20 protein-coding genes are annotated in these 25,109 nt (G+C 73.9%); 17 read left to right on the top strand and 3 right to left on the bottom strand.

The genetic code is table 11. From position 1 onward, the window contains the following. The first annotated feature begins 70 nt into the window (after positions 1-70). The 8 genes from ACZ7RU_RS33405 (at position 71) to ACZ7RU_RS33370 (ending at position 11,176) form a co-directional block, all read left to right on the top strand. Complete coding sequence (locus ACZ7RU_RS33405) at positions 71-2,197, top strand: amylo-alpha-1,6-glucosidase (protein WP_470344785.1); 2,127 nt, start codon at positions 71-73, stop codon at positions 2,195-2,197. A 262-nt stretch (positions 2,198-2,459) separates the two neighbouring features. Next, on the top strand, positions 2,460-3,218 hold the full coding sequence (locus ACZ7RU_RS33400; RefSeq protein WP_470344733.1) for an NUDIX hydrolase: 759 nt from the start codon (positions 2,460-2,462) through the stop codon (positions 3,216-3,218). Between the two features lie 175 nt (positions 3,219-3,393). Beyond that, positions 3,394-3,672 carry a hypothetical protein gene (locus ACZ7RU_RS33395; protein ID WP_470344732.1) on the top strand — a complete coding sequence of 93 codons (279 nt, stop codon included), beginning with the start codon at positions 3,394-3,396 and terminating at the stop codon, positions 3,670-3,672. A gap of 329 nt (positions 3,673-4,001) precedes the next feature. Further along, the gene (locus ACZ7RU_RS33390) at positions 4,002-5,684 is read left to right on the top strand and encodes an ABC transporter ATP-binding protein (RefSeq protein WP_470344731.1); all 1,683 of its coding nucleotides are present in this window, start codon (positions 4,002-4,004) and stop codon (positions 5,682-5,684) included. Between the two features lie 3 nt (positions 5,685-5,687). Then, positions 5,688-6,596, top strand: a complete 909-nt coding sequence (locus tag ACZ7RU_RS33385; RefSeq protein WP_470344730.1) for a hypothetical protein — start codon at positions 5,688-5,690, stop codon at positions 6,594-6,596. A gap of 249 nt (positions 6,597-6,845) precedes the next feature. Beyond that, entirely contained in the window at positions 6,846-7,724 is an 879-nt protein-coding gene (locus ACZ7RU_RS33380) for a FadR/GntR family transcriptional regulator (protein WP_470344729.1), read from the top strand. A 673-nt stretch (positions 7,725-8,397) separates the two neighbouring features. Then, on the top strand, positions 8,398-10,050 hold the full coding sequence (locus ACZ7RU_RS33375; protein WP_470344728.1) for an RNA polymerase sigma factor: 1,653 nt from the start codon (positions 8,398-8,400) through the stop codon (positions 10,048-10,050). Between the two features lie 211 nt (positions 10,051-10,261). After that, positions 10,262-11,176 carry a S1 family peptidase gene (locus ACZ7RU_RS33370; protein WP_470344727.1) on the top strand — a complete coding sequence of 305 codons (915 nt, stop codon included), beginning with the start codon at positions 10,262-10,264 and terminating at the stop codon, positions 11,174-11,176. A 251-nt stretch (positions 11,177-11,427) separates the two neighbouring features. Here ACZ7RU_RS33370 and ACZ7RU_RS33365 read toward each other — a convergent pair whose 3' ends face one another. Then, positions 11,428-11,661 (bottom strand): DUF7455 domain-containing protein, encoded by a 234-nt coding sequence (locus ACZ7RU_RS33365; protein ID WP_470344726.1) that lies wholly within the window; start codon positions 11,659-11,661, stop codon positions 11,428-11,430. A 539-nt stretch (positions 11,662-12,200) separates the two neighbouring features. On the opposite strand from ACZ7RU_RS33365, the gene ACZ7RU_RS33360 reads away from it, so the two are divergent. From ACZ7RU_RS33360 to ACZ7RU_RS33335, 6 genes are all read left to right on the top strand, one after another. Then, positions 12,201-14,312, top strand: a complete 2,112-nt coding sequence (locus ACZ7RU_RS33360) for a DNA gyrase/topoisomerase IV subunit B (RefSeq protein WP_470344725.1) — start codon at positions 12,201-12,203, stop codon at positions 14,310-14,312. Positions 14,313-14,467: 155 nt separating this feature from the next. Continuing rightward, complete coding sequence (locus ACZ7RU_RS33355) at positions 14,468-14,953, top strand: DUF1453 domain-containing protein (RefSeq protein WP_470344724.1); 486 nt, start codon at positions 14,468-14,470, stop codon at positions 14,951-14,953. Between the two features lie 142 nt (positions 14,954-15,095). After that, positions 15,096-16,229 carry a sensor histidine kinase gene (locus tag ACZ7RU_RS33350; RefSeq protein WP_470344784.1) on the top strand — a complete coding sequence of 378 codons (1,134 nt, stop codon included), beginning with the start codon at positions 15,096-15,098 and terminating at the stop codon, positions 16,227-16,229. 73 nt (positions 16,230-16,302) lie between these two features. Next, the gene (locus ACZ7RU_RS33345; RefSeq protein ID WP_470344723.1) at positions 16,303-16,998 is read left to right on the top strand and encodes a response regulator transcription factor; all 696 of its coding nucleotides are present in this window, start codon (positions 16,303-16,305) and stop codon (positions 16,996-16,998) included. Positions 16,999-17,324: 326 nt separating this feature from the next. Further along, the gene (locus tag ACZ7RU_RS33340) at positions 17,325-17,750 is read left to right on the top strand and encodes a DUF485 domain-containing protein (RefSeq protein ID WP_470344722.1); all 426 of its coding nucleotides are present in this window, start codon (positions 17,325-17,327) and stop codon (positions 17,748-17,750) included. Next, entirely contained in the window at positions 17,747-19,519 is a 1,773-nt protein-coding gene (locus ACZ7RU_RS33335; protein ID WP_470344721.1) for a solute symporter family protein, read from the top strand. Before ACZ7RU_RS33340 ends, ACZ7RU_RS33335 begins: the two co-directional genes overlap by 4 nt. A gap of 110 nt (positions 19,520-19,629) precedes the next feature. On the opposite strand, the gene ACZ7RU_RS33330 is transcribed toward ACZ7RU_RS33335, so the two are convergent. Both ACZ7RU_RS33330 and ACZ7RU_RS33325 read right to left on the bottom strand, forming a co-directional pair. Next, positions 19,630-20,316: a response regulator gene (locus ACZ7RU_RS33330; protein WP_359912604.1), complete on the bottom strand. Its 687-nt coding sequence runs from the start codon at positions 20,314-20,316 to the stop codon at positions 19,630-19,632. Further along, the gene (locus ACZ7RU_RS33325; RefSeq protein WP_470344720.1) at positions 20,316-21,911 is read right to left on the bottom strand and encodes a sensor histidine kinase; all 1,596 of its coding nucleotides are present in this window, start codon (positions 21,909-21,911) and stop codon (positions 20,316-20,318) included. The genes ACZ7RU_RS33330 and ACZ7RU_RS33325 overlap by 1 nt, the downstream gene beginning before the upstream one ends. Positions 21,912-22,216: 305 nt before the next feature. On the opposite strand from ACZ7RU_RS33325, the gene ACZ7RU_RS33320 reads away from it, so the two are divergent. The 3 genes from ACZ7RU_RS33320 to ACZ7RU_RS33310 are packed head-to-tail and all read left to right on the top strand — an operon-like array spanning position 22,217 to position 25,040. Beyond that, positions 22,217-23,026: an ABC transporter ATP-binding protein gene (locus ACZ7RU_RS33320; RefSeq protein ID WP_470344719.1), complete on the top strand. Its 810-nt coding sequence runs from the start codon at positions 22,217-22,219 to the stop codon at positions 23,024-23,026. Beyond that, positions 23,016-23,921 (top strand): ABC transporter permease, encoded by a 906-nt coding sequence (locus ACZ7RU_RS33315; protein WP_470344718.1) that lies wholly within the window; start codon positions 23,016-23,018, stop codon positions 23,919-23,921. Before ACZ7RU_RS33320 ends, ACZ7RU_RS33315 begins: the two co-directional genes overlap by 11 nt. Positions 23,922-23,981: 60 nt before the next feature. Next, complete coding sequence (locus ACZ7RU_RS33310) at positions 23,982-25,040, top strand: ABC transporter substrate-binding protein (RefSeq protein WP_470344717.1); 1,059 nt, start codon at positions 23,982-23,984, stop codon at positions 25,038-25,040. Positions 25,041-25,109 lie beyond the last annotated feature (69 nt).

Below are 25,109 nucleotides of genomic sequence, written 5' to 3'. Positions count from 1 at the left end.
GAGCATGCTCGCGGCCCACCGGCCTGACCGGCCACCGGACCGCCGAGGGGAGGAGAGTCCGGTGACCGCCATGAGGCCACCACAGGCCATGCCGGCCGAGAGCGTGGTCGGCGCGCCGCCCAGGCCGGTGGGCCGCCCCGACCAGGTCCAGGGGACCGGGCCCGCAGGCGCACCACTCGGCCCGGGCCGCCCCGCGGCCCCACCACGACCGCAACCGCCCGCCGTCCACCACGCGGTGATCTGCGTCAACGCCCCGGCGATGGCCGCCTCCGGCCCCGACGGCCAGCTGCGCGGCCACGGTCTGCACGGTTTCTACCGCAACGGCGTCCGGGTGCTCGCCCGGATGGAGCTGCGGCTCGGCGGGATGGAGCCGTTGCCGCTCCAGGGCACCCTGACCAGCACCGCCCAGGCCCGCTTCCTCGGTGCCGTCCGCCTCCCCGGCGACCTCGACCCGGACCCGGCGCTCACCGTCGAGCGGCTGCGCCACGCGGACGGCGTGGAGACCGTGGTCGTGCGCAACACCGGTCCGCGGCCCGCCCGGCTGCCGCTGGAGATAGCCCTCGGCACCGACCTCGGCCCGGTCGCCGAGATCGCCGCCGGGCACCGCCAGCCCGACCTGCCGGGCCAGGTGCAGTCCGCCGGGCTGCGCTGGGCGGGCCCGGTGCACAACGCCGTGGTCAGTGCCCAGCCCTCCCCGCACGCCGTCCTGGCCGGCGCCGGCGTGCTCCGCTGGGATCTGGAGGTCCAGCCCGGCGCCCGCTGGTCGGTCGAGCTGCACACCGAGCTGGAGAGCGCCGCCGGCGGCCCGCGCCCGCCGGGCGGCCGCGGCACCGGCGTCCCGCTGCCCTGGTCCGAGCCGGAGGTCCGCAGCGACGACACCCGGGCCGCCCTGCTGGTCTCCCGCTCACTGGACGCCCTCGGCGGGTTGCTGTTCGCCGACCCGGACCGCCCGACCGACCTCTACCCGGCCTCCGGAGCGCCCTGGCGCTTCGGCCTCGCCCCGGCCGACGCGCTCTGGGCCGCCCGGCTGACCCTGCCGCTCGGCACCCGGCTGGCAGCCGGCACCCTCCGGGCGCTGGCCCGCCGGCAGCAGCTCGTCCCCGCCCCGGGCCGCACCGAGGGCCTGCTGCCCGGCGCCCTGCGCCACGGCGGTCCCGAGCTGCCACCCACCTGCACCGCCACCGAGGCCACCCTGCTGTTCGTCACCGTGCTGGCCGAGGCCTGGCGCTGGGGCCTGCCCCCGGCGGAGGTCGCCGAGCTGCTCCCGGCCGCCGAGCGGGCCCTGGCCGCCCTGCGCGAGGGCCTGGCCGACGGCTTCGTCACCGACCTGAGCCGCCCCGCCGAGGAGCGCTCCGCCCACCCGGTCCCCGCCCGCGCCGAGGTCCAGGCGCAGGCCCACCGCGCCGCCCTGCACGGGGCCGAGCTGCTGGAGGCCTTCGGCCGACCGGGCGCCGAGGACTGGCGCGGCTGGGCCGCCGCGCTTCGCGGGCGCTTCCGCGAGCGGTTCTGGGTCGACGACCTGTCCGGCGGCCGCCCCGCGGCCGGGCTGGCCCCGGGCGGCCAGCCGCTGCCCGTCGTCACCTCCTCCCTGGTGCACCTGCTGGACACCGGGCTCGCCGTCGACGGCGGCCGGCACGAGAGCCTGCTGGACCGCGAGCAGACCCGGCTGCTCGCCCAGCGCCTGGTCGCGCCCGAGCTGGACAGCGGCTGGGGCCTGCGCACCCTGAGCGCCAAGTCCCCCCGCTTCAACCCGCTGGGCCACCGGGGCGGTGCGGTACGGGTCCACGAGACGGCGCTGGCGGTCGCCGGGCTGGCCGAGGCCGGTCACGAGAACGAGGCCGGCACCCTGCTGGAGGGCCTGCTCGCCGCGAGCGCCCACTTCGAGGGGCGGCTGCCGGAGATGTACGCGGGGGAGCAGCGCATCCCCGGCTGCCCACCGGTGCCGCACCCGGCGGCCTGCCGCCCGGCAGCGGTCTCGGCGGCCGGCGCCGCGTACGCGGTGTTCGCCCTCGCCGGGGTCCGGCCCGATGTCCCGGGCGGCCGGGTGTTGGTTCGCCCCGCCAGCACCGCACCGCTCGGCGAGCTGGAGCTGACCGGCCTGCGGGTGGCGGGCGAGCCCTTCTCCGTCCGGGTGAGCCGGATCGGCGTGGCGATGGTGGAGGAGGCGTCCACGGACCTGCAACTCGTCGCCCACTGAGCCCGACGCCGCGCGTCCGTGCTCCGGCATCGGTGATCGGGCATCCGTGATCGGGCATCCGTGGTTGGGCGACCGTGACCCGGTGTCCGTCCGGCATCGGTGACCCGGTGCCGGTGACACCGGGTCACCGACACCGGGCCTGCCCGCCCCGGCCCCGGCGGGCCGTGGGCGGGCCACGCCGGGCCGGGTGGGCGGCACAGGCCCCTGCGCGTTCCATGCACGGCCTGTGCTTATCGTCAGAGAGACGACTATGATCGTGCCCATGTCGCGTTACGATCCGTCGGCCTTCCCCCCGTTCGCTGTCACGGTTGACCTGGTGGTGCTGACGGTGCGCGACCACTCGCTCTGCGCCCTGCTGGTCAGACGAGGCGAGCCGCCGTTCCAGGGGTACTGGGCGCTGCCCGGCGGCTTCGTCCGCCCGGACGAGGGCCTGGCCGAGGCCGCCTCCCGCGAGCTGGCCGAGGAGACCGGCCTGCGCGCCCACACCGCCCCCGGCCACGACGCGGTCGGCCCCGGCGCGGCCGGCGCCCACCTGGAGCAGCTCGCCACCTACGGCCACCCGCAGCGCGACCCCCGGATGCGCGTCGTCAGCGTCGCCTACCTGGTGCTCGCCCCCGACCTGCCCACGCCCCGGGCCGGCGGCGACGCCAGCAGCGCCCGCTGGGCCCCGGTCGGCGAACTCCTCGGCGACAACCCGACCGACGGCGTCCCGCTCGCCTTCGACCACGGTCTGATCCTCGCCGACGGCGTGGAACGCGCCCGCTCCAAGATCGAGTACTCCTCCCTCGCCACCGCCTTCTGCCCGACCGAGTTCACCGTCGGCGAGCTGCGCCGGGTCTACGAGGCGGTCTGGGGCGTGGTGCTGGACCCGCGGAACTTCCATCGCAAGGTCACCGGCACCCCCGGCTTCCTGCTGCCCTCGGGTGGCACGACGACCCGTCAGGGCGGCCGCCCGGCCCAGCTGTTCACCGCGGGCGGCGCGACCGTCCTCAATCCGCCCATGCTCCGTCCGGAGTCCTGAGCCCCGCCGCCCCCTTGCCCGGCCCGCCCGGAGCGGGGCCGCCGTCCCACCGCAGCGCGGCCCTGAACGACCGAATGGCCCGGCCTGGCTGCGGACCCCCGGACGGCGGCGCAGAGTGTGAGGGTGGACGCTCCGGCCGCCGGGCCGGAGGCCTTCCGGCCCCGGGAGCCCCGTGATGGCCACCAAGGACTGCGCCGACCGGCGAACCCTCATCGAGGGGCTGGCGGCGGACTACCGGAGCCTGGACGCGACCACGACCGCCACGGAGCGGGAGCTGGCCGCGCTACAGGCCGAGCACGCGGCGCCCGAGGCGATCGCCGCCGTGCAGGAACGGCTGGCCGCCGAGCGGGAGCGGGTGGGCGAGATCACGGTCGAGGGCCGGGCCGCGGTCGACGGGTTCCACGCGCGGTGCGCCGGTGAGCAGCTCCCGCCGCCGCCCTGGCCCCCTCGGTAGCGGCCGCACCCTGCGCCGGGCACCGGGCTCCGCCCGGCCGAAGCCCCCGATCCCCCGATCCCCGCCGAAGTGGCCGAAACCGCCGATGACACCGATCCCGCCGAAGGAGTCGACGCCCCGGAACGGGCCGACCGCCCGTGAATCGCAGGATCGGATTGTCCCCTGATCGGGTGAGGTGGGCAGTCGGCTGGCCCGTGCCGTTCCCGTAATGCCCGGAATAGCCGTCGCCGCCCCCTAATGTGCTGGCGCGGAGCCGCGCGGGTGCATGCCCGCCCGTCAGGGGTGCTCCGCGTCGAGCAGGTCGGCCGAGGGCATGGGAGCAGCCAGCGATGATCCAGATCACCGGACTGACCAAGGTCTATCGCAGGGGCGCTCCGCCCGCGCTGCTCGATCTGACCTTCGACGCCAAGCCCGGCACGGTGACCGCGCTGCTCGGTGCCGAGGGGGCCGGGAAGTCCACCGCGCTGCGGCTGATGCTCGAACTCGAACGCGGCCAGGGCGTCACGCTCTTCGGCGGCCGCCCCTACCGCAGGCTGCGCCACCCCGAACGCGAGGTCGGGGTGCTGCTGCCCGGCACCGAGGAGGCCGCGGTGGCGGGCCACCCGGGCCGCAAGGCGCGCGGGCACCTGCGGATGCTCGCCGCGGCCGTCGGCGTTCCGGCCCGGCGGGCCGACGAACTGTTGGAGCAGACCCGGCTGGCCACCGTCGCCGGGCAGCGGCTGCGCACCTTCTCGCCCGGTATGCACCGCCGGCTGGCCCTGGCCACCGCCCTGCTCGGCGACCCCGGCGCGCTGCTGCTGGACGGGCCCACCGACGGCCTGTCGCCGCGCAACGTCGAGTGGTTCCACTCCTTCCTGCGCTCCTTCGGCGGCGCCGGTGGAACGGTCCTGGTCACCACCCGCAGCCCGCAGGAGGCCTCGCAGCTCGCGGACCGGGTGGTCACCCTGGACCGTGGCCGACTGGTGGCCGACCAGCCGGTCGCGGAGTTCCGGCGGACCAGGCTCAGCCCCGAAGTGGCCGTCCGGGGACCGCAGATGGCGCGGCTGGCGGACCTGCTGGTCAGTCAGGGCGCGGACGTCCGGCGGGACGGCAGCGTGGGCCTCGCGGTGGCCGGCATCGACCGCACCGAGATCGGTGAACTCGCCTACCGCCACGGGATCCTGCTGCACGAGCTGGCCGACCGGGTGGTCGAGCAGCCGGTGCCGAGGGTCGTCCTGCCGGTCGGCTCGGGCCGTTCCGGCCACCTCCGCCTCCACCCGGAAGCCGAGAGCGACCCGCGCCCGGAGCCGGTCCAGGAGTCGAGTCCGACGTCGGCCGCCCGTCAGGTTCCCGAACCGGCCGCCGAACCGGCCGCCGAACCGGCCGCCGAGCCCGCCGCGGTCGAAGCGGTGGCACCCCCGGCCGAGCCCGCGACGGCCCCCGCCCCGGCCGAACCGGCCGTTGCCACTACCTCCGCCACTGCCTCCGAAGCCGGCTCCGTCGCCAGCGCCGCTACCGAGGTCGCCGCCGCGCCCAAGCGCAGCCCCCTCCGCCGCCCCCGGCAGGACGGCTCCCTGCCCACTCGCGCCCTGCCCGCCGTGTCCGTGGCCGCCGCGCTCCCCGCCGCCGCCCTCCCCGCCCTCGGTTCGGCCGGTCGCCGCCCCGAGCCCGCCGCGGAGTCCGGGACCGGCACCACGGACGCCACCGCCGGACCCGCCCCGACCGTCGCCGTCGACCGGCTCTTCCGCGACGACCCGGCCCCCGTGCCCGCCCCGGCGCCCACCCCCACCCCGATCCCGACCCCGGTCCAGGCCTCGGCCCTGACACCTGCCCGGGTCTGGCCCCTCGGCCGTCGGAGGAGCGCCGGCGACCTGCCCACCGACGACACCCTCCGCCTCCGCCGCCCCGCCTCGGGCGCGACCGCCGTCCGGGCCTCCGCCCCTCGGACCCCCAAGCCCACCACCCCCACCACCCCCACCACCCCCGCCATTTCCGCAGCCCCCGCCACCCCCGACGACCACCGGAGCGAGTGAACCGTGCGTGTCCTGGCCTACGAGCTGCGCCGCCTGCGCGGCCTGCGTTCCACCTGGCTGCTGCTCGCCGCCGTGCTGCTCGGCGATGCCGCCGTGGCAGCCGTCCTGGCGAGCCAGGCCCCGGAGGGCCCGCTGGAGGCCCCCGTCGGGGCGCGGCTGCTGACCGCCGCCGTCCCGCTGATCCCGCTGCCCTTCGCGGCGCTCGGCGCCGCGGTGCTGGGCGCGCTCTCGTACGGGCACGAGGTGCGCTACCCCGGGCTGCCGGCCTCGCAGGTGTCGTTCCCGCGCCGGGTGCGGCTGCTGCTGGCCAAGCTGCTGGTGATCGGCCCGGTGGCGGCCGTGCTCGCGCTGGCCACCCTGCTGCTCGACACGGTCGCCGTGCACCTCGCGCTGCCGGACGGCGTCACCGTGGAGGCCTGGACGGATCCGGCCGCGCTGTCGGACCGGGTGTCCGGGGTGCTGACCGGTGCCGGGCTGTCCGGGCTGTCCGACCTGCCGGGCGCGTTCGCCCCGCTGGGACTGGTGGCCGGCCAAGGGGTGCCCGCCGCGCTGCTGGCCTTCGTCCTGCTCACCGTGGCGGCGGGCTGGACCGGTGTGCTGACCGCCTCGCTGACCCGCAGCGCCGCCGCCGGGGTGCTGCTGCTGTGCGCCCTGCCGCCGCTGCTGGAGTCCGGCATCGCCCTGCTGCTGCGCCAGACGGGCAGGCCGTGGCCGACCCGGGCGGCCGACCTGCTGCCGTTCCAGTCCGGGATCGAGTGGGCCTACGTCCGGGTGTACGGGGGTGGTGCGTACGAGGAGACGGCCGAGAGCGCGGCCCTGAGCGATCCGGCCCTGCTCGCCGCCGTCGCCGTGCCCGCGGCGCTCCTGCTGCTCGCCGCCCTGCTCGTCCAGGCCCGCCGTCGCGCCCTGTAGGCCGCCCGCGCGGAGGCGGCCCACGCGGAGCCGCCCGCGCGGAAGCCTGCCCCGGCCGGACGGCGTCCCCGCCCCAGCGCTGTCCCTCGGGTGCGGTCCTGCCCGGGAATTCCAAGATCGACCAGCAGTGACCGTAATGCGCGGTTCTTCCTGATAAGAAGTCAATTATCCAGTCACGGTCGATCACCCTTTCGTGTGCTTTTCACGAGAATTCTCAAGCCACGCCTGCGGATCGCCGACAAATGAGGCGTGAGTACCCTTGCGCACCCCACCATGACCCCCGCCCGTTCCGCCGATGGGCCGATCCACGGTCCCGGCGACCTGGACCGCTTCTCGTACGCCGACCGGCCGACCCCGCCGGCGCCCCGCTGGGAGGGCGCCGAGTCCGACATCGGCAGGGTCGGCCGCAAGACCACCAGCAGCCGCGGCCGCGGTCTGCACGGCCAGCTGGTCCAGCAGCTCGGCCAGATGATCGTCTCCGGCGACCTCGGTGCCGACCGCCCGCTGGTGCCCGAGGAGATCGGCCAGCGGTTCGAGGTCTCCCGCACCGTCGTCCGCGAGTCGCTGCGCGTCCTGGAGGCCAAGGGCCTGGTCAGCGCCCGGCCGAACGTCGGCACCCGGGTCCGCCCGGTGAGCGACTGGAACCTGCTGGACCCGGACATCATCGAGTGGCGCGCCTTCGGCCCGCAGCGGGACGAGCAGCGCCGGGAGCTGTTCGAGCTCCGCTGGTCGATCGAGCCGCTCGCCGCCCGGCTCGCCGCCGGCCACGGCCGGGAGGACGTCCAGCAGCGCCTGGTCGAGCTGGTCGAGATCATGGGCCACGCCACCTCCCAGGCCGACCTCTCCACCTACACCCGGGCCGACGCCGAGCTGCACGGCCTGATCCTCCAGTTGGCCGGCAACCGGATGCTGGAGCACCTCTCCGGGATCGTCGCCTGCGCGCTCCAGGTCTCGGGCGGTCCGGCGATCTCCTGCGAGCGGCCCTCCGAGTCCTCGGTCAGCCTGCACGGCCGGCTGGTCGACGCGCTGGGCGCCGGCGACGGCACCGCGGGCGAGGCCGCGATGCGGGCGCTGCTCACCGTCCACCCCGAGATCGAGCCGTCCGTTCCCGCGCCCAGGGAGCACTGAACGGGCCCAGGAAGCGCTGAACGGGCTGTCCACGAGCGGAGGCGCCGGACGGCGGCGGTCCGCTCCGCCAGGCCCTCCGGCCGCACCGCGCGGCGCAGCCGGAGGGCCTCCGCGTGCCGTCGGCGCGGGCCGGTCCCTGGGGGATCGTGCGTTGGGGAGGGCCGCGGCCAGGGAGACCGAGGGCCGGGGGAGGTCGAGGATCGGGGAAGGCCGAGGATCGGGGGAGACCGAGGACCGGGGGAGACCGAGAATCGGGAGGGCCGAGGCCGGGCAGAGGCCGTCGGCCCCGGGAGGCGAACCGGGAACGCGGGCCCGGAAAACGGGCGGCGGAAAGCCGAGCCCATTCCAGGGCTTGTTCATGACAATGGTTTGCCCCGCGAGTGCGCGATGATGGAAGCGGCCCCGGGTTGCGGACGCCGGGTGGTGTGACCCGCGACACGAAGGCCATGCGTAACACTTGACGAGTAGCAGCGATGTGTCCTGAGCGGAAGCAGCTCCGGAATACTCCAACATGTCAGAATGCTGTGTTGGTCCGCGGCGCTGCTGCCGTCCTGCAAACCCAGTCCTCAAGCCCGAGTCGGTCGGAATCGACACCGCGCGCCCGGCGCGCGATCTCCTTCCCCGCCCGCTCGGGCGGCCGGTACGGGTTCGAGTCCACTCATCGTCCGAGAGGTTGTTCGTGTCGGCCAGCACATCCCGTTCGCTTCCCCCCGAGATCGCGGAGTCCGCAGCTCTGCTGGCGCTCATCGAGCGGGGCAAGGCCCAGGGGCAGATCGCCGGTGACGACGTGCGCCAGGCGTTCGAGGCGGACCAGATCCCGGTCACCAAGTGGAAGAACGTCATGCGCAGCCTCAACCAGGTGCTGATTGAGGAGGGGGTGGACCTCATGGTCAGCGCGGCCGAACCGGCCGGCGCCAAGCGCAAGAGCGTTGCTGCCAAGAGCCCCACCAAGCGCACCGCCACCAAGGCTGTCACCACCCGGACCCCGGCCGCTCCGTCGGCCCCGACCAAGCCGCCCGTGCGGATCGCCCCCGGCGCTCCCGTCGCGGCTCCGGCCGTCGCCGCCGCCGCGGCCCCGGCTCCCACCGTCTCCGCCGAGATCACCGTCGAGGAGACGACCGGCCTCGTCACCGAGGTGAAGGCGGCTCCCGCGAAGAAGGCCGCCCCGGCCAAGAAGGCCGCGGCCAAGAAGACCGCCGCGCCGGCCAAGAAGGCCGCCGCCAAGAAGACCGCCGCCGGCAAGGCCGCCAAGGGCGACGAGGAGCTGCTCGGCGAGGAGGAGCTGCTCGAGGACGTCGCGCTGCCCGGTGACAAGACCGAGGCCGAGGGCACCGCTCCGGAGGAGGAGTCGGAGGGTTTCGTCCTCTCCGACGACGACGAGGACGACGCGCCGGCCCAGCAGGTCGCCGTCGCCGGCGCCACCGCCGACCCGGTCAAGGACTACCTGAAGCAGATCGGCAAGGTCCCGCTGCTCAACGCCGAGCAGGAGGTCGAGCTCGCCAAGCGCATCGAGGCCGGTCTGTTCGCCGAGGACAAGCTCTCGGCCGCCGACAAGCTGGCCCCGAAGCTCAAGCGCGAGCTGGAGATCATCGCCGAGGACGGCCGCCGGGCCAAGAACCACCTGCTGGAGGCCAACCTCCGTCTGGTGGTCTCGCTGGCCAAGCGCTACACCGGTCGCGGCATGCTCTTCCTGGACCTGATCCAGGAGGGCAACCTCGGTCTGATCCGCGCGGTCGAGAAGTTCGACTACACCAAGGGCTACAAGTTCTCGACGTACGCCACCTGGTGGATCCGCCAGGCGATCACCCGCGCCATGGCCGACCAGGCCCGCACCATCCGCATCCCGGTGCACATGGTCGAGGTCATCAACAAGCTGGCCCGCGTCCAGCGCCAGATGCTCCAGGACCTGGGCCGCGAGCCCACCCCGGAGGAGCTGGCCAAGGAACTCGACATGACCCCCGAGAAGGTCATCGAGGTCCAGAAGTACGGCCGTGAGCCGATCTCGCTGCACACCCCGCTGGGCGAGGACGGCGACAGCGAGTTCGGTGACCTGATCGAGGACTCCGAGGCGGTCGTCCCGGCCGACGCGGTCTCCTTCACCCTGCTCCAGGAGCAGCTGCACTCGGTGCTGGACACCCTGTCGGAGCGCGAGGCGGGCGTGGTCTCGATGCGCTTCGGCCTGACCGACGGCCAGCCGAAGACGCTGGACGAGATCGGCAAGGTCTACGGGGTCACCCGTGAGCGCATCCGCCAGATCGAGTCGAAGACCATGTCGAAGCTGCGCCACCCGTCGCGCTCCCAGGTACTGCGCGACTACCTGGACTGATCGACGGCAGTCGTTCCACGCGAAGGCCCGGAGCCGCACGGCTCCGGGCCTTCGCGGCTGTCCGGGCCCAGACCCGTCAACATCTCCGCCCGTCAGCGTCCGGGTGGTGGTTGTCCCTCGTCCGGGTGGCGGCGCGGCGGTAAGCGGTCGCACCGTGTAGCCGGTCACCTACGCTGTGCCGGTTGCCTGCTACCGACCCCCTGGAGTCACGGTGCCGACCGAGCCGGACCGCACTGACCTGCCGACGACCACCCCGTTCCCGGCGGGGCCCGCCGACCCGGCCGATCCGGCCGACGTCCGGGCGGGCCGTCGCCGCAGGGTCGCCGTGCTGGCGCTGCTCGCCGCCGTGCCCGTCCCGCTGGTCGCCCTCGGCACCGCGGCACCGGCCGAGGCGCAGCGCCGGGTGGTCGGCGGCACCGCGGCGAGCACCGCGGACCACCCGTGGATCGTGGCGCTGTCCAGCCGCCAGCAGTTCGGCAGCGGCCGGTCCGGCCAGTTCTGCGGGGGTGCGCTGGTCACCCCGACCAAGGTCGTCACGGCCGCGCACTGCTTCTACGACGAGTCCAAGGGCCGGGTGGAGCGGCCGGGCCTCAAGGTGATCGTCGGCCGGGACGACATGCGCGGGACGGCCGGGCGGGAGGTGTCGGTGCGGTCGGTCTGGATCCACCCCGACTACTCCTTCGCCGCCAACATGAACGACGTCGCGGTGCTCACCCTCGCCGAGTCCCAGGGTGCCCGGCCGGTGGTCGAGCTGGTCGGCCAGGGCGAGACCGCACCGTACGCGGCCGGGACGACGACGCAGGTGTACGGCTGGGGGGACACCACCGGGCGGGGCGACTACTCGCCCACCCTGCGCGGGGTGGCCGTGCCGATCGTGCCGGACCACACCTGTGCGCAGGCCTATCCGGGCGGGCAGGACGGGAAGTTCGACGCCCGGGGCATGGTCTGCGCGGGCGAGGAGCGGGGCGGCAAGGACGCCTGCCAGGGCGACAGCGGCGGCCCGATGATCGTCGACGGCCGGCTGGTCGGCCTGGTCTCCTGGGGGACGGGCTGCGCCGAGGCGGCCCACCCGGGCGTCTACACCAGGGTCTCCTCGGTCGCGGACGCGGTGCGTTCGGTCCTGTGAGCGCCTGTGGACGCGGTGTGCCCCGGCGCCCCGGTATCGCGGTGGGTGAGCGGCCGGTCACGTGCTGAGGCCGGGTTCTGACGAAGCGTCGGCCACGGCGGTCCGGGCCCGCGCGGGGGCCGGCGGCATGCGCCGGGTACAGCAGAGCCGGGCGGCCGGCCCCCGAAGGGGTCAGCCGCCCGGCCCACCGGTCGCGCGCGGTGCGCGACCGGACACAGCTCGACGCCGGCTGCTGGTTTTGGCGCCCGGTATCAGCGCTCTTCGTCCGCGGCCGCGGCCGCGTTGGTCGTGGTGAGACGGCCGCTCTCGTCCTGTATCTCCACGGCGATCTTCTTGAGCTCGGGCTCGAACTTCCGGCCGTGGTGGGCGCAGAAGAGCAGCTCTCCGCCGCTGGCGAGTACGACGCGCAGGTAGGCCTGGGCGCCGCATCGGTCGCAGCGGTCAGCCGCGGTGAGCGGGCTCGCAGGGGTCAGAACAGTAGTCACGTCGCCTCTTCTCTAGCTCGACGAGCTGTCGTACCAGGGTCAACATCCAACCAGGCCGAAAACGTTCCCGCTCGTGGCTTTTCTTCTCTGAGGATTCTGCTGTGTTGATGAGGACGTGCCCCGGGCGCCGGTGGTTCATGCGTGCCGAATCCCGGGATCCGCCCCTCGCTCGAACGCCCGATCGGGATCGGGTACGAGGTCCGCGTAGCATAATCCTCTGCCGGGTTGGAGCATAAGCCCCGTCCCGGGCCCCGGTAGCCTGCATAACGGCAGTTCCGGAGCCTGTGCCGGGCCCCACGATCCGCCAGGACCGGTGGTACCGGGAGGAGATGGCGCCCCCGGGGTTCGCACCCGGGTGCGGTGCTTGTTCGCGCAGCGCGTACAAGCTGCGCGGGGTCGACCCGTCGTGCTGTGCACCCGGCGCAGGGGGTCGGGTACGCAGGGCGACGGATGTCGGTGCGGCGTGCTGCACTGGCGTTTGGTCCGGATGCGTCCGGGATGTGACCGATGAGACAGAACTTCACCGAGGAGAGTGCCGCGTGAGTGCCGAAACGACCGTGCCGTCCGCGCTGCTGGCCGGCGACGACGGTTCCAACTACACCGCGCGGCACCTGCTCGTCCTGGAGGGGCTGGAGGCGGTCCGCAAGCGCCCCGGCATGTACATCGGCTCGACCGACAGCCGCGGTCTGATGCACTGCCTCTGGGAGATCATCGACAACTCCGTCGACGAGGCGCTGGGCGGTTACTGCGACCGCATCGACGTGGTGCTGCACCCCGACTCCTCGGTCGAGGTCCGGGACAACGGGCGCGGCATCCCGGTCGACGTCGAGCCCAAGACCGGGCTGTCCGGCGTCGAGGTGGTGATGACCAAGCTGCACGCCGGCGGCAAGTTCGGCGGCGGCTCCTACGCGGCCTCCGGCGGTCTGCACGGCGTCGGCGCCTCGGTGGTCAACGCGCTCTCCGCCCGCCTCGACGTCGAGGTCGACCGCGGCGGCCACACCCACGCGATCAGCTTCCGCCGCGGCACCCCCGGCATCTTCACCGAGACCAGCCCGGACGCGCCCTTCGAGCCCGGCAACGGCCTGACCAAGGCCCGCAAGGTGCCGAAGACCCGCACCGGCACCCGGATCCGCTACTGGGCCGACCGGCAGATCTTCCTCAAGGACGCCAAGCTCTCCCTGGAGAACCTGCACAGCCGCGCCCGGCAGACCGCCTTCCTGGTCCCCGGCCTGACCATCGTGGTGCGTGACGAGCGGCTCACCGAGAGCGAGCAGATCGAGGAGTCGGTCTTCCGCTACGACGGCGGCATCGCCGAGTTCTGCGAGTTCCTGGCCCCCGACAAGCCGGTCTGCGACGTGCTACGGCTGCGCGGCGAGGGCACCTTCAAGGAGACCGTGCCGGTCCTGGACGACCTCGGCCACATGACCCCCACCGAGGTCACCCGCCACCTCGGGGTGGACATCGCGCTGCGCTGGGGCGCCGGCTACGACACCACGCTGCGCTCCTTCGTCAACATCATCGCCACCCCCAAGGGCGGCACCCACGTCACCGGCTTCGAGCGCTCGCTGGCCAAGACGGTCAACGAGGCGCTGCGCGCGGGCAAGCTGCTGCGCGTCGCCGAGGACGACATCACCAAGGACGACGCCACCGAGGGCCTCACCGCGGTGGTCACCGTCCGGCTCGCCGAGCCGCAGTTCGAGGGCCAGACCAAGGAGGTGCTCGGCACCTCGGCGGCCAACCGGATCGTCGCCGCCGTCGTCGCCAAGGAGCTCAAGGCCTTCCTCACCTCGGCCAAGAAGGACGAGAAGCTCCAGGCCCGGGCGGTGCTGGAGAAGGTCGTCGCGGCCGCCCGCACCCGGGTCGCCGCCCGGCAGCACAAGGAGGCCCAGCGCCGGAAGACGGCGCTGGAGACCAGCTCGCTGCCCGCCAAGCTGGCCGACTGCCGCAGCGACGACGTCGACCGCAGCGAACTGTTCATCGTCGAGGGGGACTCCGCGCTCGGCACCGCCAAGCTCGCCCGCAACTCCGAGTTCCAGGCGCTGCTGCCGATCCGCGGCAAGATCCTGAACGTGCAGAAGGCCTCGGTGAGCGACATGCTCAAGAACGCCGAGTGCGCCGCGATCATCCAGGTGATAGGGGCCGGCTCCGGCCGCACCTTCGACATCGACCAGGCCCGCTACGGCCGGGTCATCTTCATGGCCGACGCCGACGTCGACGGCTCGCACATCCGCACCCTGCTGCTGACCCTCTTCCACCGCTACATGCGGCCGATGGTCGAGCAGGGCCGGGTCTTCGCCGCCGTGCCGCCGCTGCACCGGATCGAACTCACCAACCCCAAGCGCGGCCAGGAGAAGTACCACTACACCTACTCCGACGCCGAACTGCGCTCCACACTGCTGGAGTTCCAGCGCAAGAACATGCGCTGGAAGGAACCGGTGCAGCGCTACAAGGGTCTGGGCGAGATGGACGCCGACCAGCTGGCCGAGACCACCATGGACCCGCGCCACCGCACGCTGCGCCGGATCAACCTGGGCGACCTGGAGCAGGCCGAGAAGATCTTCGACCTGCTGATGGGCAACGACGTCGCCCCGCGCAAGGAGTTCATCGTGGACTCGGCGGCCACCCTGGACCGCTCGCGCATCGACGCCTGACGCACTCCGTCCGCGCGGTGCCTCCCCCCACGGGTGGAGGCACCGCGCGCCCGCGTTCCACCCGGGGTCCACCCCGGCTCCGATCAGTGGGAACCGGCGCGTCCGTACCGTCGGAGAGGTCAGCGACCAGCCCTCTCCCCGGACGGAGAAGTCCGATGACCGCCCTCGCCAACCTGCTCGTGATCGCCGTCGTGGCGGTCCTGGTGGTCCAGCGCCAGATGCGCGCCCAGCGCCTGGACACCGAGCGCCGCTTCTGGCTGCTGCCGCTGGTCCTGGGCGCGCTCGCGCTGCGGGACCCGCAGATCATCGACCACCGGCACACCGTCCTGTCGGCGGTCCTGCTGGCCGCCGGGCTGGTCGCGGTGCTCGGGACGGGATCGGCCTGGGGCTGGACGGTGCGGCTCTGGAGGTCCGAGGACGGCTCGGTCATGGCCAAGGGCACCAGGGCCACGGTGGCCGCCTGGATCGGGATGATCGCCGTCCGGATCGGCCTGTACGGGCTCGGCACGGCGCTGCACGTCCACCAGTCCGGCAGCTCCCTGCTGCTCGGCATGGCGGTCCTGCTGCTGGTCCGCTCGCTCGTGGTGAACTGGAGGGCCCGGGCGCTGGAGCCCGCGCCGCCCGTCGCCGCCCTGCGCTGAACCGCGTGGATACGCGGCCGTACGGACCCGACCCGCGTCCTGGTCCGCGCGCCTCATCCCTCTGACCCGACCCACCGCCGTGAGCACCGAGGAGGCACCCGTGGCCGGGTGGTACTGGACCCGCTGGCCCTCCCGCGAGGGGATGGACCGCGAGGCCGAGAGCCGGCCGCGGCGGGTGCTCACCGTGCTCGGCCGGAGCGTGCTGCTGGCCACCGTCGTCTGGGGGACCTTCGCCGACGGCGGGTTCGCCGGCTGGGCGGCGGTGGCCGCGGCGGCCGGGCTGGCCGCCGCCGTCGGGCTCTGCGCGGCCTTCCTGTGGGCCACCCGGGAGCAGCGCCCGCTGCCCGCGTATGTGCTGGCCGGCGCGGTGCTCGGCGCCGCCTGGCTGGCCGAGACCGGCCGGGCGACCCTGCTCGCCGACGTGCTCTGGTACGGCCTGGCCGTGATGTCCCTGGTCCGGATGCCGCCCGCGCCCGGCCTGGTCACGTCGGCGGCCTCGCTGGCCTCGTACGCGGCGGTCACCACGGCGAGCTGGCTCAGCGTCGCGGCCACCGTCGGCGGGATCACCCTGCTCGGCTACCTGCTGCGGTTGGACGTCGAGGCGCGCGGCACCTCCCGCCGGCTGCTCGCCCAGGAGCGGGCCGCCCGGGCCGCCGAGGCGGAGAGCGCGGCGCTCGCCGAACGGGCCAGGATCGCCCGGGACATCCACGACGTGCTCGCCCACAGCCTCTCCGCGCAGCTCGTCCACCTGGAGGCGGCCCGGCTGATGCTGGACGCCGGGACGGACCGCGAGCAGATCCGCGAACGGGTCGTCGCCGCCCGGCGGATGGCACAGGACGGACTGGCCGAGACCCGGCAGGCGCTGTCCGCGCTGCGTGGGGAACTCACCCCGGTCGGGGAGTTCCTGGTCGAGCTGACCGGACGGGAACGGGCCGCCCTCGTCGTCACCGGCACGCCCCGGCCGCTCGCCGCCGAGGCCTCCCTCGCGGTGCGGCGCACCGCGCAGGAGGCGGTGACCAACGTCCGCAAGCACGCCGCCGGCGCCCGCTGCTCCGTCGAACTGCGCTACCTGGACGGGGCGGTGGAGCTGGAGGTGCGCAACACCCGGCCGCCGCGCGGTCAGTCCGCAGGTGAGGGGGCGCCGGAGGAGCTGGCCGCCAGCGGCAGCGGGTACGGTCTGCTGGGAATGCGCGAACGCGCGGAACTGCTCGGCGGCGCGCTGGTGGCGGGCCCGGAGGACGGAGGGTGGCGCGTGCTGCTGCGGGTGCCGGCATGAGTGAGCGCGGCGAGCTAGTCATCGAAGGGTGCGCGTTTCGCGAAGCGACCACCGAGCGCGGCGAGGTGGGCGCATGAGCGGGCCGGGCGTGACCAGGGTGCTGGTCGCGGACGACCAGACGGTGGTGCGCGAGGGCATCGTGATGCTGCTGGGGCTGCTGCCCGGCATCGAGGTGGTCGGGGCCGCAGGGGACGGGGAGGAGGCCGTCGCCCTGGTGGAGCGTCATCACCCGGACGTGGTGCTGATGGATCTGCGGATGCCGCGCTGCGACGGCGTCGAGGCGACCCGGCGGATCCGCGCGACGCACCCGGGGACCGAGGTCGTGGTGCTCACCACCTACGCCGACGACGACTCGCTGTTCCCGGCGCTCCAGGCCGGGGCGCGCGGCTACCTCACCAAGGACGCCGGCGCCGAGGAGATCGCCCGGGCCATCGCGGACGTCCGCTCGGGCGCGGCCGGACTCTCCCCGCAGGTCCAACTCCGTTTGCTGGAAAGGCTTTCGGAGCAGCGCGGCGGCGCCGGGCCGAGCGCCGAGCGGCCCGGCGCCCGGCCGGAGGAGCTGCCCGACGGGCTGACCGCCCGGGAGGCCGAGGTGCTGGCGCTGATCGCCGAGGGGCTGTCCAACGCCGAGATCGCCCAACGGCTGTTCGTCAGCCAGGCCACCGTGAAGACCCACATCAACAATCTGTTCGCCAAGACGGCGGTGCGGGACCGGGCTCAGGCGGTCGCGTACGCGTTCCGACACGGAATCACCAGGACGCAGCAGTAGTCGGATGAGCGTCTGTCGGATGATCGATCACCTCATCGAGTGAAGGTATCTGCGATGGTCAGGGGCGCTGTCCAAGGGCCGCCATCATGGTTCGGGTCAGAACATCCGGCCGTCCAGGAGCAGCAGTGCCACAGCAGCAGACGAGCAGTCCCGGCCCGGGACAGCAATTCGACTGGTGGGCCGCTCCGGCCGCCGGCATCCCCGTTGAGTCCGCCGAGCCATCGGCTGCGCACCTCCGAACGGCGGTACCGGCTCAGTCCGGCCCCGACCGTACGGACCACGCCCGCACGGCCCAGTCGGCAGAGGCCGTCGCCGGGTCAGTGGCCGTGGGTGCACCCGTCCACGGGGCCGCCGTCGAGCCGTTCGCCCAGACCACCCCCGCCGACCCTGAGGACCTGGCCGAGCCGGGCGAGCCGCTCGCCGAGGAGCCGGTCGCCGACCGCACCGAGGTGTACCGGGCGGTCCAGGCCAGCACCGCCTTCCGACAGATCCGCCGTAGCTACCGGACCTTCGTCTTCCCGATCACCGGTGCCTTCCTCGCCTGGTACCTGCTGTTCGTCGCCGCCCAGGCCGGCGCCCCCGACCTGATGCGCAGGACGGTGGCCGGTCCGCTCAACGTGGCCTGGCTGCTGGGGCTGCTGCAGTTCGCCACGACCTTCCTGCTCACCTGGCTCTACGCCCGCAACTCCCGGACCAAGCGCGACCGCGCCGCCCTGGGGCTGCGCTGGGACACCCAGGACCAACTGCGATGACGACCTGGATGCTCACCGTGCCCACCGACGCGGCCAAGGCCGCCGTACAGACCGCGGTGTCGACCGCCACCCCGCCGCCCGTCGCCCCCACCGGCGACCACCACTCGCTCGCCATCGCGCTGTTCGCCGTCGTCGTCCTGGTCACCCTGGGCATCACCCTCTGGGTCGGCCGCCAGGGCAACGCCGCCGAGGACTTCTTCGCCGGCGGCCGCGACTTCACGCCGCTGCAGAACGGCTTCGCGCTCTCCGGGGACTACCTCTCCGCCGCCTCCTTCCTGGGCGTCGCCGGGCTGATCGCGCTGTACGGCTACGACGGCGTGCTCTACAGCATCGGCTTCCTGGTCGCCTGGCTGGTGGTGCTGATGCTGGTCGCCGAACTCGTCCGCAACGCCGGCCGGTACACCCTCGCCGACGTGCTCGCGCTGCGGCTGCGCCGCCGCAAGGTGCGCGCCGCGGCCGGCGGCGCCAGCGTCGTGGTCACCCTGCTCTACCTGGTGGCCCAGATGGTCGGCGCCGGCTCGCTGGTCGCCCTGCTGCTCGGCACCGGCAGCCCGCACGCCCGCACCTGGACCATCATCGCGGTCGGCGCCCTGATGATCGTCTACGTCACCATCGGCGGGATGCGGGCCACCACCTGGATCCAGATCATCAAGGCCTTCCTCCTGACCGGCGGTTCGGTGCTGCTCACCGTGCTGCTGGTGGTCCGCTTCCACGGAGACCTCGGCGAGCTGATGCGCCAGGCCGCCGAGCACAGCGGCGCCGGGCACCGCTACCTGGAGCCCGGGCTCAAGTACGGCGGCAGCATCACCAGCCGGCTGGACTTCGTCAGCCTCGGCCTGGGCCTGGTGCTCGGAACCGCCGGCCTCCCGCACATCCTGTCCCGCTTCTACACCGTGCCCACCGCGCGGGCCGCCCGCCGCTCCACGATGTGGGCGATCGGCCTGGTCGGCAGCTTCTACCTGATGGCCATCGTGCTCGGCCTCGGCGCCACCGCGCTGATCGGCTCGGCCGAGGTGCGGCACGCCAACTCGGCCGGGAACACCGCCGTTCCGCTGCTCGCCCTGACGCTCGGCGGCGGCAACGGCAGCACCGGCGGGGTGGTGCTGTTCGCCCTGATCTCGGCGATCGCCTTCGCCACCATCCTCGCCGTGGTCGCCGGGCTGACCCTGGCCTCCTCGGCGGCCTTCGCCCACGACATCTGGGCCGGCGCCTGGCGCGCCCGGCCGGCGCGAGAGCAGGTGAAGGGCAGCCGCGGCCGGCGCCGTCGGGGCGAGACCGTCCCGGCCTCCCGGTCGGGGAAGGAGTCGACCTCCGAGGTCAGCGAGCAGCAGGAGGTGGTGGTCGCCCGGATCGCCGCCGCCGGGATCGGGGCGACGGCGATCGTGATCAGCCTGTTCGCCCAGCACCTGAACGTCGCCTTCCTGGTCGGCCTGGCCTTCGCCGTCGCCGCCTCCTCCAACCTGCCGGTGCTGCTGTTCAGCCTGTTCTGGTCGCGGTTCACCGCCCGCGGCGCGGTCTGGGCGGTGTACGGCGGGCTGATCCCGGCGATCGTGCTGGTGTGCTTCTCGCCGGTGGTGTCCGGCTCCGCCGAGGCGCTCTTCCCCGGCCTCGACTTCCACTGGTTCCCGCTGGAGAACCCGGGCATCGTCTCCATCCCGCTCGGCTTCCTGGCCGGCTGGATCGGGACGGTCACCTCGTCCGAGCCCGCCGACCCGGACCGGTTCGCCGAGCTGGAGGTCCGTGCCCTCACCGGTGCGGGCGCGGCCTGAGCCGTCGCGCCCGGGGAACCCCGGCGGGCCTGGGGCCGCCGGGGTTCCCCCCTGTCCGGCCTCTGTCCGCCTCGGGGTCGGCGGCGCGGCAGGGTCCGAGCGGCGGGGCCTCAGGCCCGGGCCGCCAGCCCGTAGCGGTGCTCCGGGCGGCCGGTGTCGCCGTACCGCAGGGTCAGCCGCAGCCGGCTGTCCCGCTCCAGCTGCTTGAGGTAGCGCTGCGCGGTGGAGCGGCTCAGCCCGGTGGCGTCGGCGACCTCCTGGGCGGACAGCGGCCGTCCGGCCCGGCGCAGCACGCCCATCACCAGGTCGGTGGTGGGCGCCGAGTGGCCCTTGGGGAGCGTCCCGGCCGGGGCGGCGGCGCTGCGCAGGGTCGCGAACAGCCGGTCCACCTCGTCCTGGCCGGCCTCCCGGGCCGGGGCGGCGAGCGCGTGCCGCAGCTGCGCGTACGCCACCAGCTTCTCCCGCAGTCCGGCGAAGGTGAACGGCTTGACCAGGTACTGGAGCGCGCCGTGCTGCATCGCGGCGTGCACCGTCGACACGTCCCGGGCGGCCGTCACCATCATCACGTCGCAGGCCACCTGGCGTTCCCGCAGCCGGCGCACCAGGGCCAGGCCGGTCTCGTCGGGCAGGTGGTGGTCGAGCAGCAGCAGGTCCACCGGGCGGCGTTCCAGGGCGGCCAGCGCCTCTCCGGCCGAGTGCGCGGTGCCGGTGACCCGGAAGCCCGGGACCTTGGCCACGTAGGCGGCGTGCACGTCCGCGACCCGGAAGTCGTCGTCCACCACGAGTACGTCGATCATCACGCCTCCGCGAGCTGAGTGGTGAGCAGGGCCTCGGGCAGCTCGACGGTGAACCGGGCGCCACCGAGCGGCCCGGTGTCGAGCACGATCCGGCCGCCGGTCCGCTCGACCAGCCGCCGCACCATCGCCAGCCCCAGCCCGCGCGGACGGTGCGCGGGCGCGTCCTTGCTGGTCCACCCCTCCTCGAAGACCTGCTCGCGCAGCGCCTCCGGCACCCCCGGGCCGCTGTCCGCGACCTGTAGCAGCAGGGTCGGTCCGGCCGCGGCCAGGCTCACCTCCACCCGCCCCCCGCCGCCCGCGGCCAGCGCGTCCACCGCGTTGTCGATCAGGTTGCCGAGCACCGTCACCAGCGCCCGGGCGTCCACCACCGTGTCCGGCAGGTGCGCCGCCGGGGCCAGCGTCAGCCGTATCCCGCGCTCGCCCGCCACCGAGGTCTTGCCCGCCAGCAGCGCCGCCACGTGCGGGTCCCGCACCTGCTCGGCGATCCGCGCGGCGACCACGGCGTGCGAGCCGGACTGCTCCGAGATGAACGCCACCGCCTGCTCGTGACGGCCCAGCTCCAGCAGGCCCAGCAGGGTGTGCATCCGGTTGGCGTGCTCGTGGTCCTGGGCCCGCAGCGCCTCGGTCAGGCTGCGGGTGGTGTCCAGCTCGCGGACCAGCGACTCCAGCTCGGTGCGGTCGCGCAGGGTCACCACCGCGCCGCCCTCGGGCGTGGCCGTCCGGTTCACCACCAGTACCCGGTCGTCCCGTACGGCCGGCAGGTCCGCGCCGGCGATCCGCCCGGCGAGGACGTCCGCCAGCCGGCCCGGTGGCAGCACCGCGCCGATCGGGCGGCCGGTGCAGTCCTCCGGCAGGCCGAGCAGCCGGACGGCCTCGTCGTTGGCCAGTCGGATCCGGCCGCGCTCGTCCAGCGCGACCATGCCCTCGCGGATGCCGTGCAGCATCGCCTCCCGCTCCACCAGCAGCGCGGAGATGTCGGCCAGCGCGATGTTGTGGGTGCGGCGCTTGAGGCGGCGGGCCAGCAGGAGGGTGGCGAGCGTCCCGGCGGCCAGGCCGGCGCCCGCGCACAGCAGGATGCCGGTGAGCATCGTCAGCAGCCGGCGGCGGATCGAGTCGTCGCTGATGCCGACCGAGACCTCGCCGACGATCCGGCCGTCCGCCATCCGCAGCGGCACCTTGCCGCGGGCGGTGCGGCCCAGGGTGCCCTCCTGGATGGCGGTGACGCTGCGGCCGCTGAGGGCGGGCTCCGGGTCGGTGCTGACCCGCTGGCCGATCCGGCCCGGGTCGGTGTGGGAGAGCCGGATGCCGTCCAGGTCGGTGACCACCACGAAGCTGGCGCCGGTGGCCAGCCGGATCTGCTCGGCGTTGCGCTGGGCGGCCACCACGTCGCGGCCGGCGGCGGCCCGGGCGATGCTCTCGTCGGTGGCGGTGGCCTGGGCGATCGACAGCGCCCGCTGCATCGCGTCGTGGTCCAGCTCGCTGCTGACCGGGGCCAGGAACAGCCCGGCGGTCACGGCGGTGACACCGACGGTGACGACGGTCTGGCTCAGCAGCAGCTGGGCGAAGACCCGACGGGGTCCGCGGGGGAGCTTCATCCGGGCCTCCTCTCGGCGGCTTCGGGTGGTTCTGCGGGGATGGGCTGGGCGGGACGGGCCGGGACGGGCCGGTCGGTGGAGGGTAGGCGGGGGGACGGGCCGGTGGGTGGAGGACCGGCGGGACGGGGTCGGGACACCCTACGTTTCGGGCGTGTTTCTGTCAGCCGCGTCCCCGCAGTTGTAGCGGAAGCAAAACGAGCAGAACACCCCTCTATGCGGAGAAGTCGCACTACGCGGAGAAGGCTCCCGCCGGGGCCGGGCCCGCCCCTACCTTTCCGGGGCAAGCACAGACCCGGGAGGATCGAATGAGCACAACCCCGGCGATCGAGCTGACCGGCGCGACCAAACGGTTCCGCACCCCCTCCGGGGCGCTGCACACCGCCGTCCGCGACCTCGATCTGACCGTCGCCCAGGGCGAGTTCGTCGCCGTCGTCGGCCCCACCGGCTGCGGCAAGTCCACCACGCTGACCCTGGTCAGCGGGCTGGAGGAGCCCACCGAGGGCGAGGTCCTGGTGTACGGCGAGCCCGTGCGCGGGATCGACCCCAAGGTCGGCTTCGTCTTCCAGCAGGACGCCGTCTTCCCCTGGCGCACCGTCCTGTCCAACGTGATGGCCGGCCCGCGCTTCCGCGGCGTGCCCGCCGCCGAGGCCAGGGACCGGGCCCGGGACTGGCTCGGCCGGGTCGGCCTGGCCGCCTTCGAGGACCGCTACCCGCACCAGCTGTCCGGCGGCATGCGCAAGCGCGTCGCGCTCGCCCAGACCTTCGTCAACGACCCGGCGATCCTGCTGATGGACGAGCCGTTCTCGGCGCTGGACGTGCAGACCAGGGCGCTGATGTCGGACCAGCTGCTGGAGCTGTGGGCCGGTACGGGCTCCTCGGTCGTCTTCGTCACCCACGACCTGGACGAGGCCATCGCGCTCGCCGACCGGGTCGTGGTCATGACGGCCGGACCGGCCACCGTCAAGGAGGTCTTCACCGTCGACCTGCCGCGCCCGCGCACCGTGGAGGCAGTCCGGCTGGAGCCGAGGTTCGTCGAGCTGTACCGCGAGATCTGGTCCTCGCTCGGCGAAGAGGTGCGCATCACCCGGGAGAGAGGAGCGGGTCGTGCCGCTTGAGACCGCGTCCGAGTCCGTACCGGAGTCCGCGCCCGCGTCCGGGCCGGCGGCCGCCGGGAAGCCCCCGGCCGTCACGACGAGAACCGAGGCCCGCGAACGGGCCGCCCGCCACCGGAGGTTGGGCGTCTACGCGGCCCGGGTCGCGGTGCTGCTCGCCTTCCTCGGGCTGTGGGAGGTGTGCGCCCGCACCGAGGTCATCGACCCGTTCAACTTCTCCCAGCCGTCGAGGATCTGGGACCAGATCTGGCAGTGGATCACCCACGGCACCGCGCAGGGCTCGCTCGGCGAGCAGATCGGCTACACCCTGTACGAGGCCCTCACCGGCTGGGTGATCGGCGTCATCGGCGGTGTGCTGCTGGGCATCGCCCTCGGCCGGATCCGCTTCCTGGCCGACGTGTTCGGGCCGTACATCAAGGTGCTGAACGCCATCCCGAGGATCGTGCTCGCGCCGATCTTCCTGATCTGGTTCGGCCTGGGCCCGGCCTCCAAGGTCGCCTCCGCGGTGGTGCTGGTGTTCTTCCCGGTGTTCTTCAACGCCTTCCAGGGCGCCCGCGAGGTGGACCGCAACCTCGTCGCCAACGCCCGCATCCTGGGCGCCGACAACCGCAGGGTCACCCTCCAGGTGGTCATCCCCGCCGCCACCACCTGGATCTTCACCAGCCTGCACGTCAGCTTCGGCTTCGCGCTGATCGGCGCCATCGTCGGCGAGTACATCGGCGCCACCAAGGGCCTCGGCCTGCTCGTCGCGGCCGCCCAGGGCACCTTCAACGCGGCCGGCGTGTACGCGGCCATGACCATCCTCGCCGTCGTCGCGCTGCTCACCGAGGGACTGCTGACCTTCGCCGAGAAGAAGCTGTTCCGCTGGAAGCCCGCCGACGCGGGCGACGGGCGCTGATCTCCCGCCGCCGCCAGAGCCGCTGACTCCCCCGTCCGTACCCCGAGAGAGGCCTTCCCCATGCGTAGACCGGCTGCCGCCGCCCTCGCCGCCGTCCTGCTCCTCCCGCTCTCCGCCTGCGCCAACGACGCCGCGACCGCCGGCCACGGCGCGGTCGCCCCCGCCGGCCAGCAGGTCGACGGGCCCAAGGTCAAGATCATGGTCGGCGGCCTGGACAAGGTCATCTACCTGCCCGCGATGCTCACCCAGCGGCTCGGATACTTCGCCGAGGCCGGCGTCAACGTCGAGCTGATGACCGAGCCGGCCGGCGTCAACGCCACCACCGCCCTGCTCGCCGGGGACGTCCAGGGCGCGGTCGGCTTCTACGACCACACCATCGACCTCCAGGCCAAGGGCAAGAAGGTCGAGTCCGTGGTGCAGTTCGCCCAGGCGCCCGGAGAGGTCGAGGTGGTCTCCACCAAGCAGGCCGACGCCATCAGGTCCGGCGCCGACTTCAAGGGGAAGAAGCTGGGCGTCACCAGCATCGGCTCCTCGACCGACTTCCTCACCAAGTACCTCGCGGTCAAGAACGGCACCGCCGTCAGCGAGTTCAGCCCGATCGCGGTCGGCGCCGGCCAGACCTTCATCGCCGCGCTCCAGCAGGGCAGCATCGACGCCGGAATGACCACCGACCCGACCGTCGCCAACCTCCTGGACAAGGGCCTCGGCAAGGTGCTGTACGACATGCGCACCCCCGAGGGCTCGCGCGAGGCGCTCGGGGGGCTGTACCCGTCCTCGTCGCTGTACATGAACACCGACTGGGTGGAGAAGAACAAGGACACCACCCAGAAGCTCGCCAACGCCTTCGTGAAGACCCTCAGGTGGATGTCCACCCACAGCCCCGAGGAGATCGCCGCGAAGATGCCCGCCGACTACGCGCAGGGCGGCGCCGAGCAGTACGCGGCGGCGATCAAGGCGACGCTGCCGATGTTCACCACGGACGGCGTGATGCCGGCCGACGGGCCGAAGACGGTGCTCTCGGTGCTCGCCGCGTTCCACCCGGACGTCAAGGGCAAGGAGGGGTCGATCGACCTGGCGAGGACGTACACCACGGAGTTCGTCGCCAAGGCCGGCGGCTGAGCCCGGACGGCAGCGGCCCCGACGGCAGCGACCCCGCAGGTGGCGGTCCCGCGCTCACCCCCACGGGCG

Source organism: Kitasatospora sp. NPDC114501 (assembly GCF_055633695.1).
The sequence above is the reverse complement of the archived record's forward strand: the minus strand, read 5'-3'. Positions and strand labels throughout refer to the sequence as shown.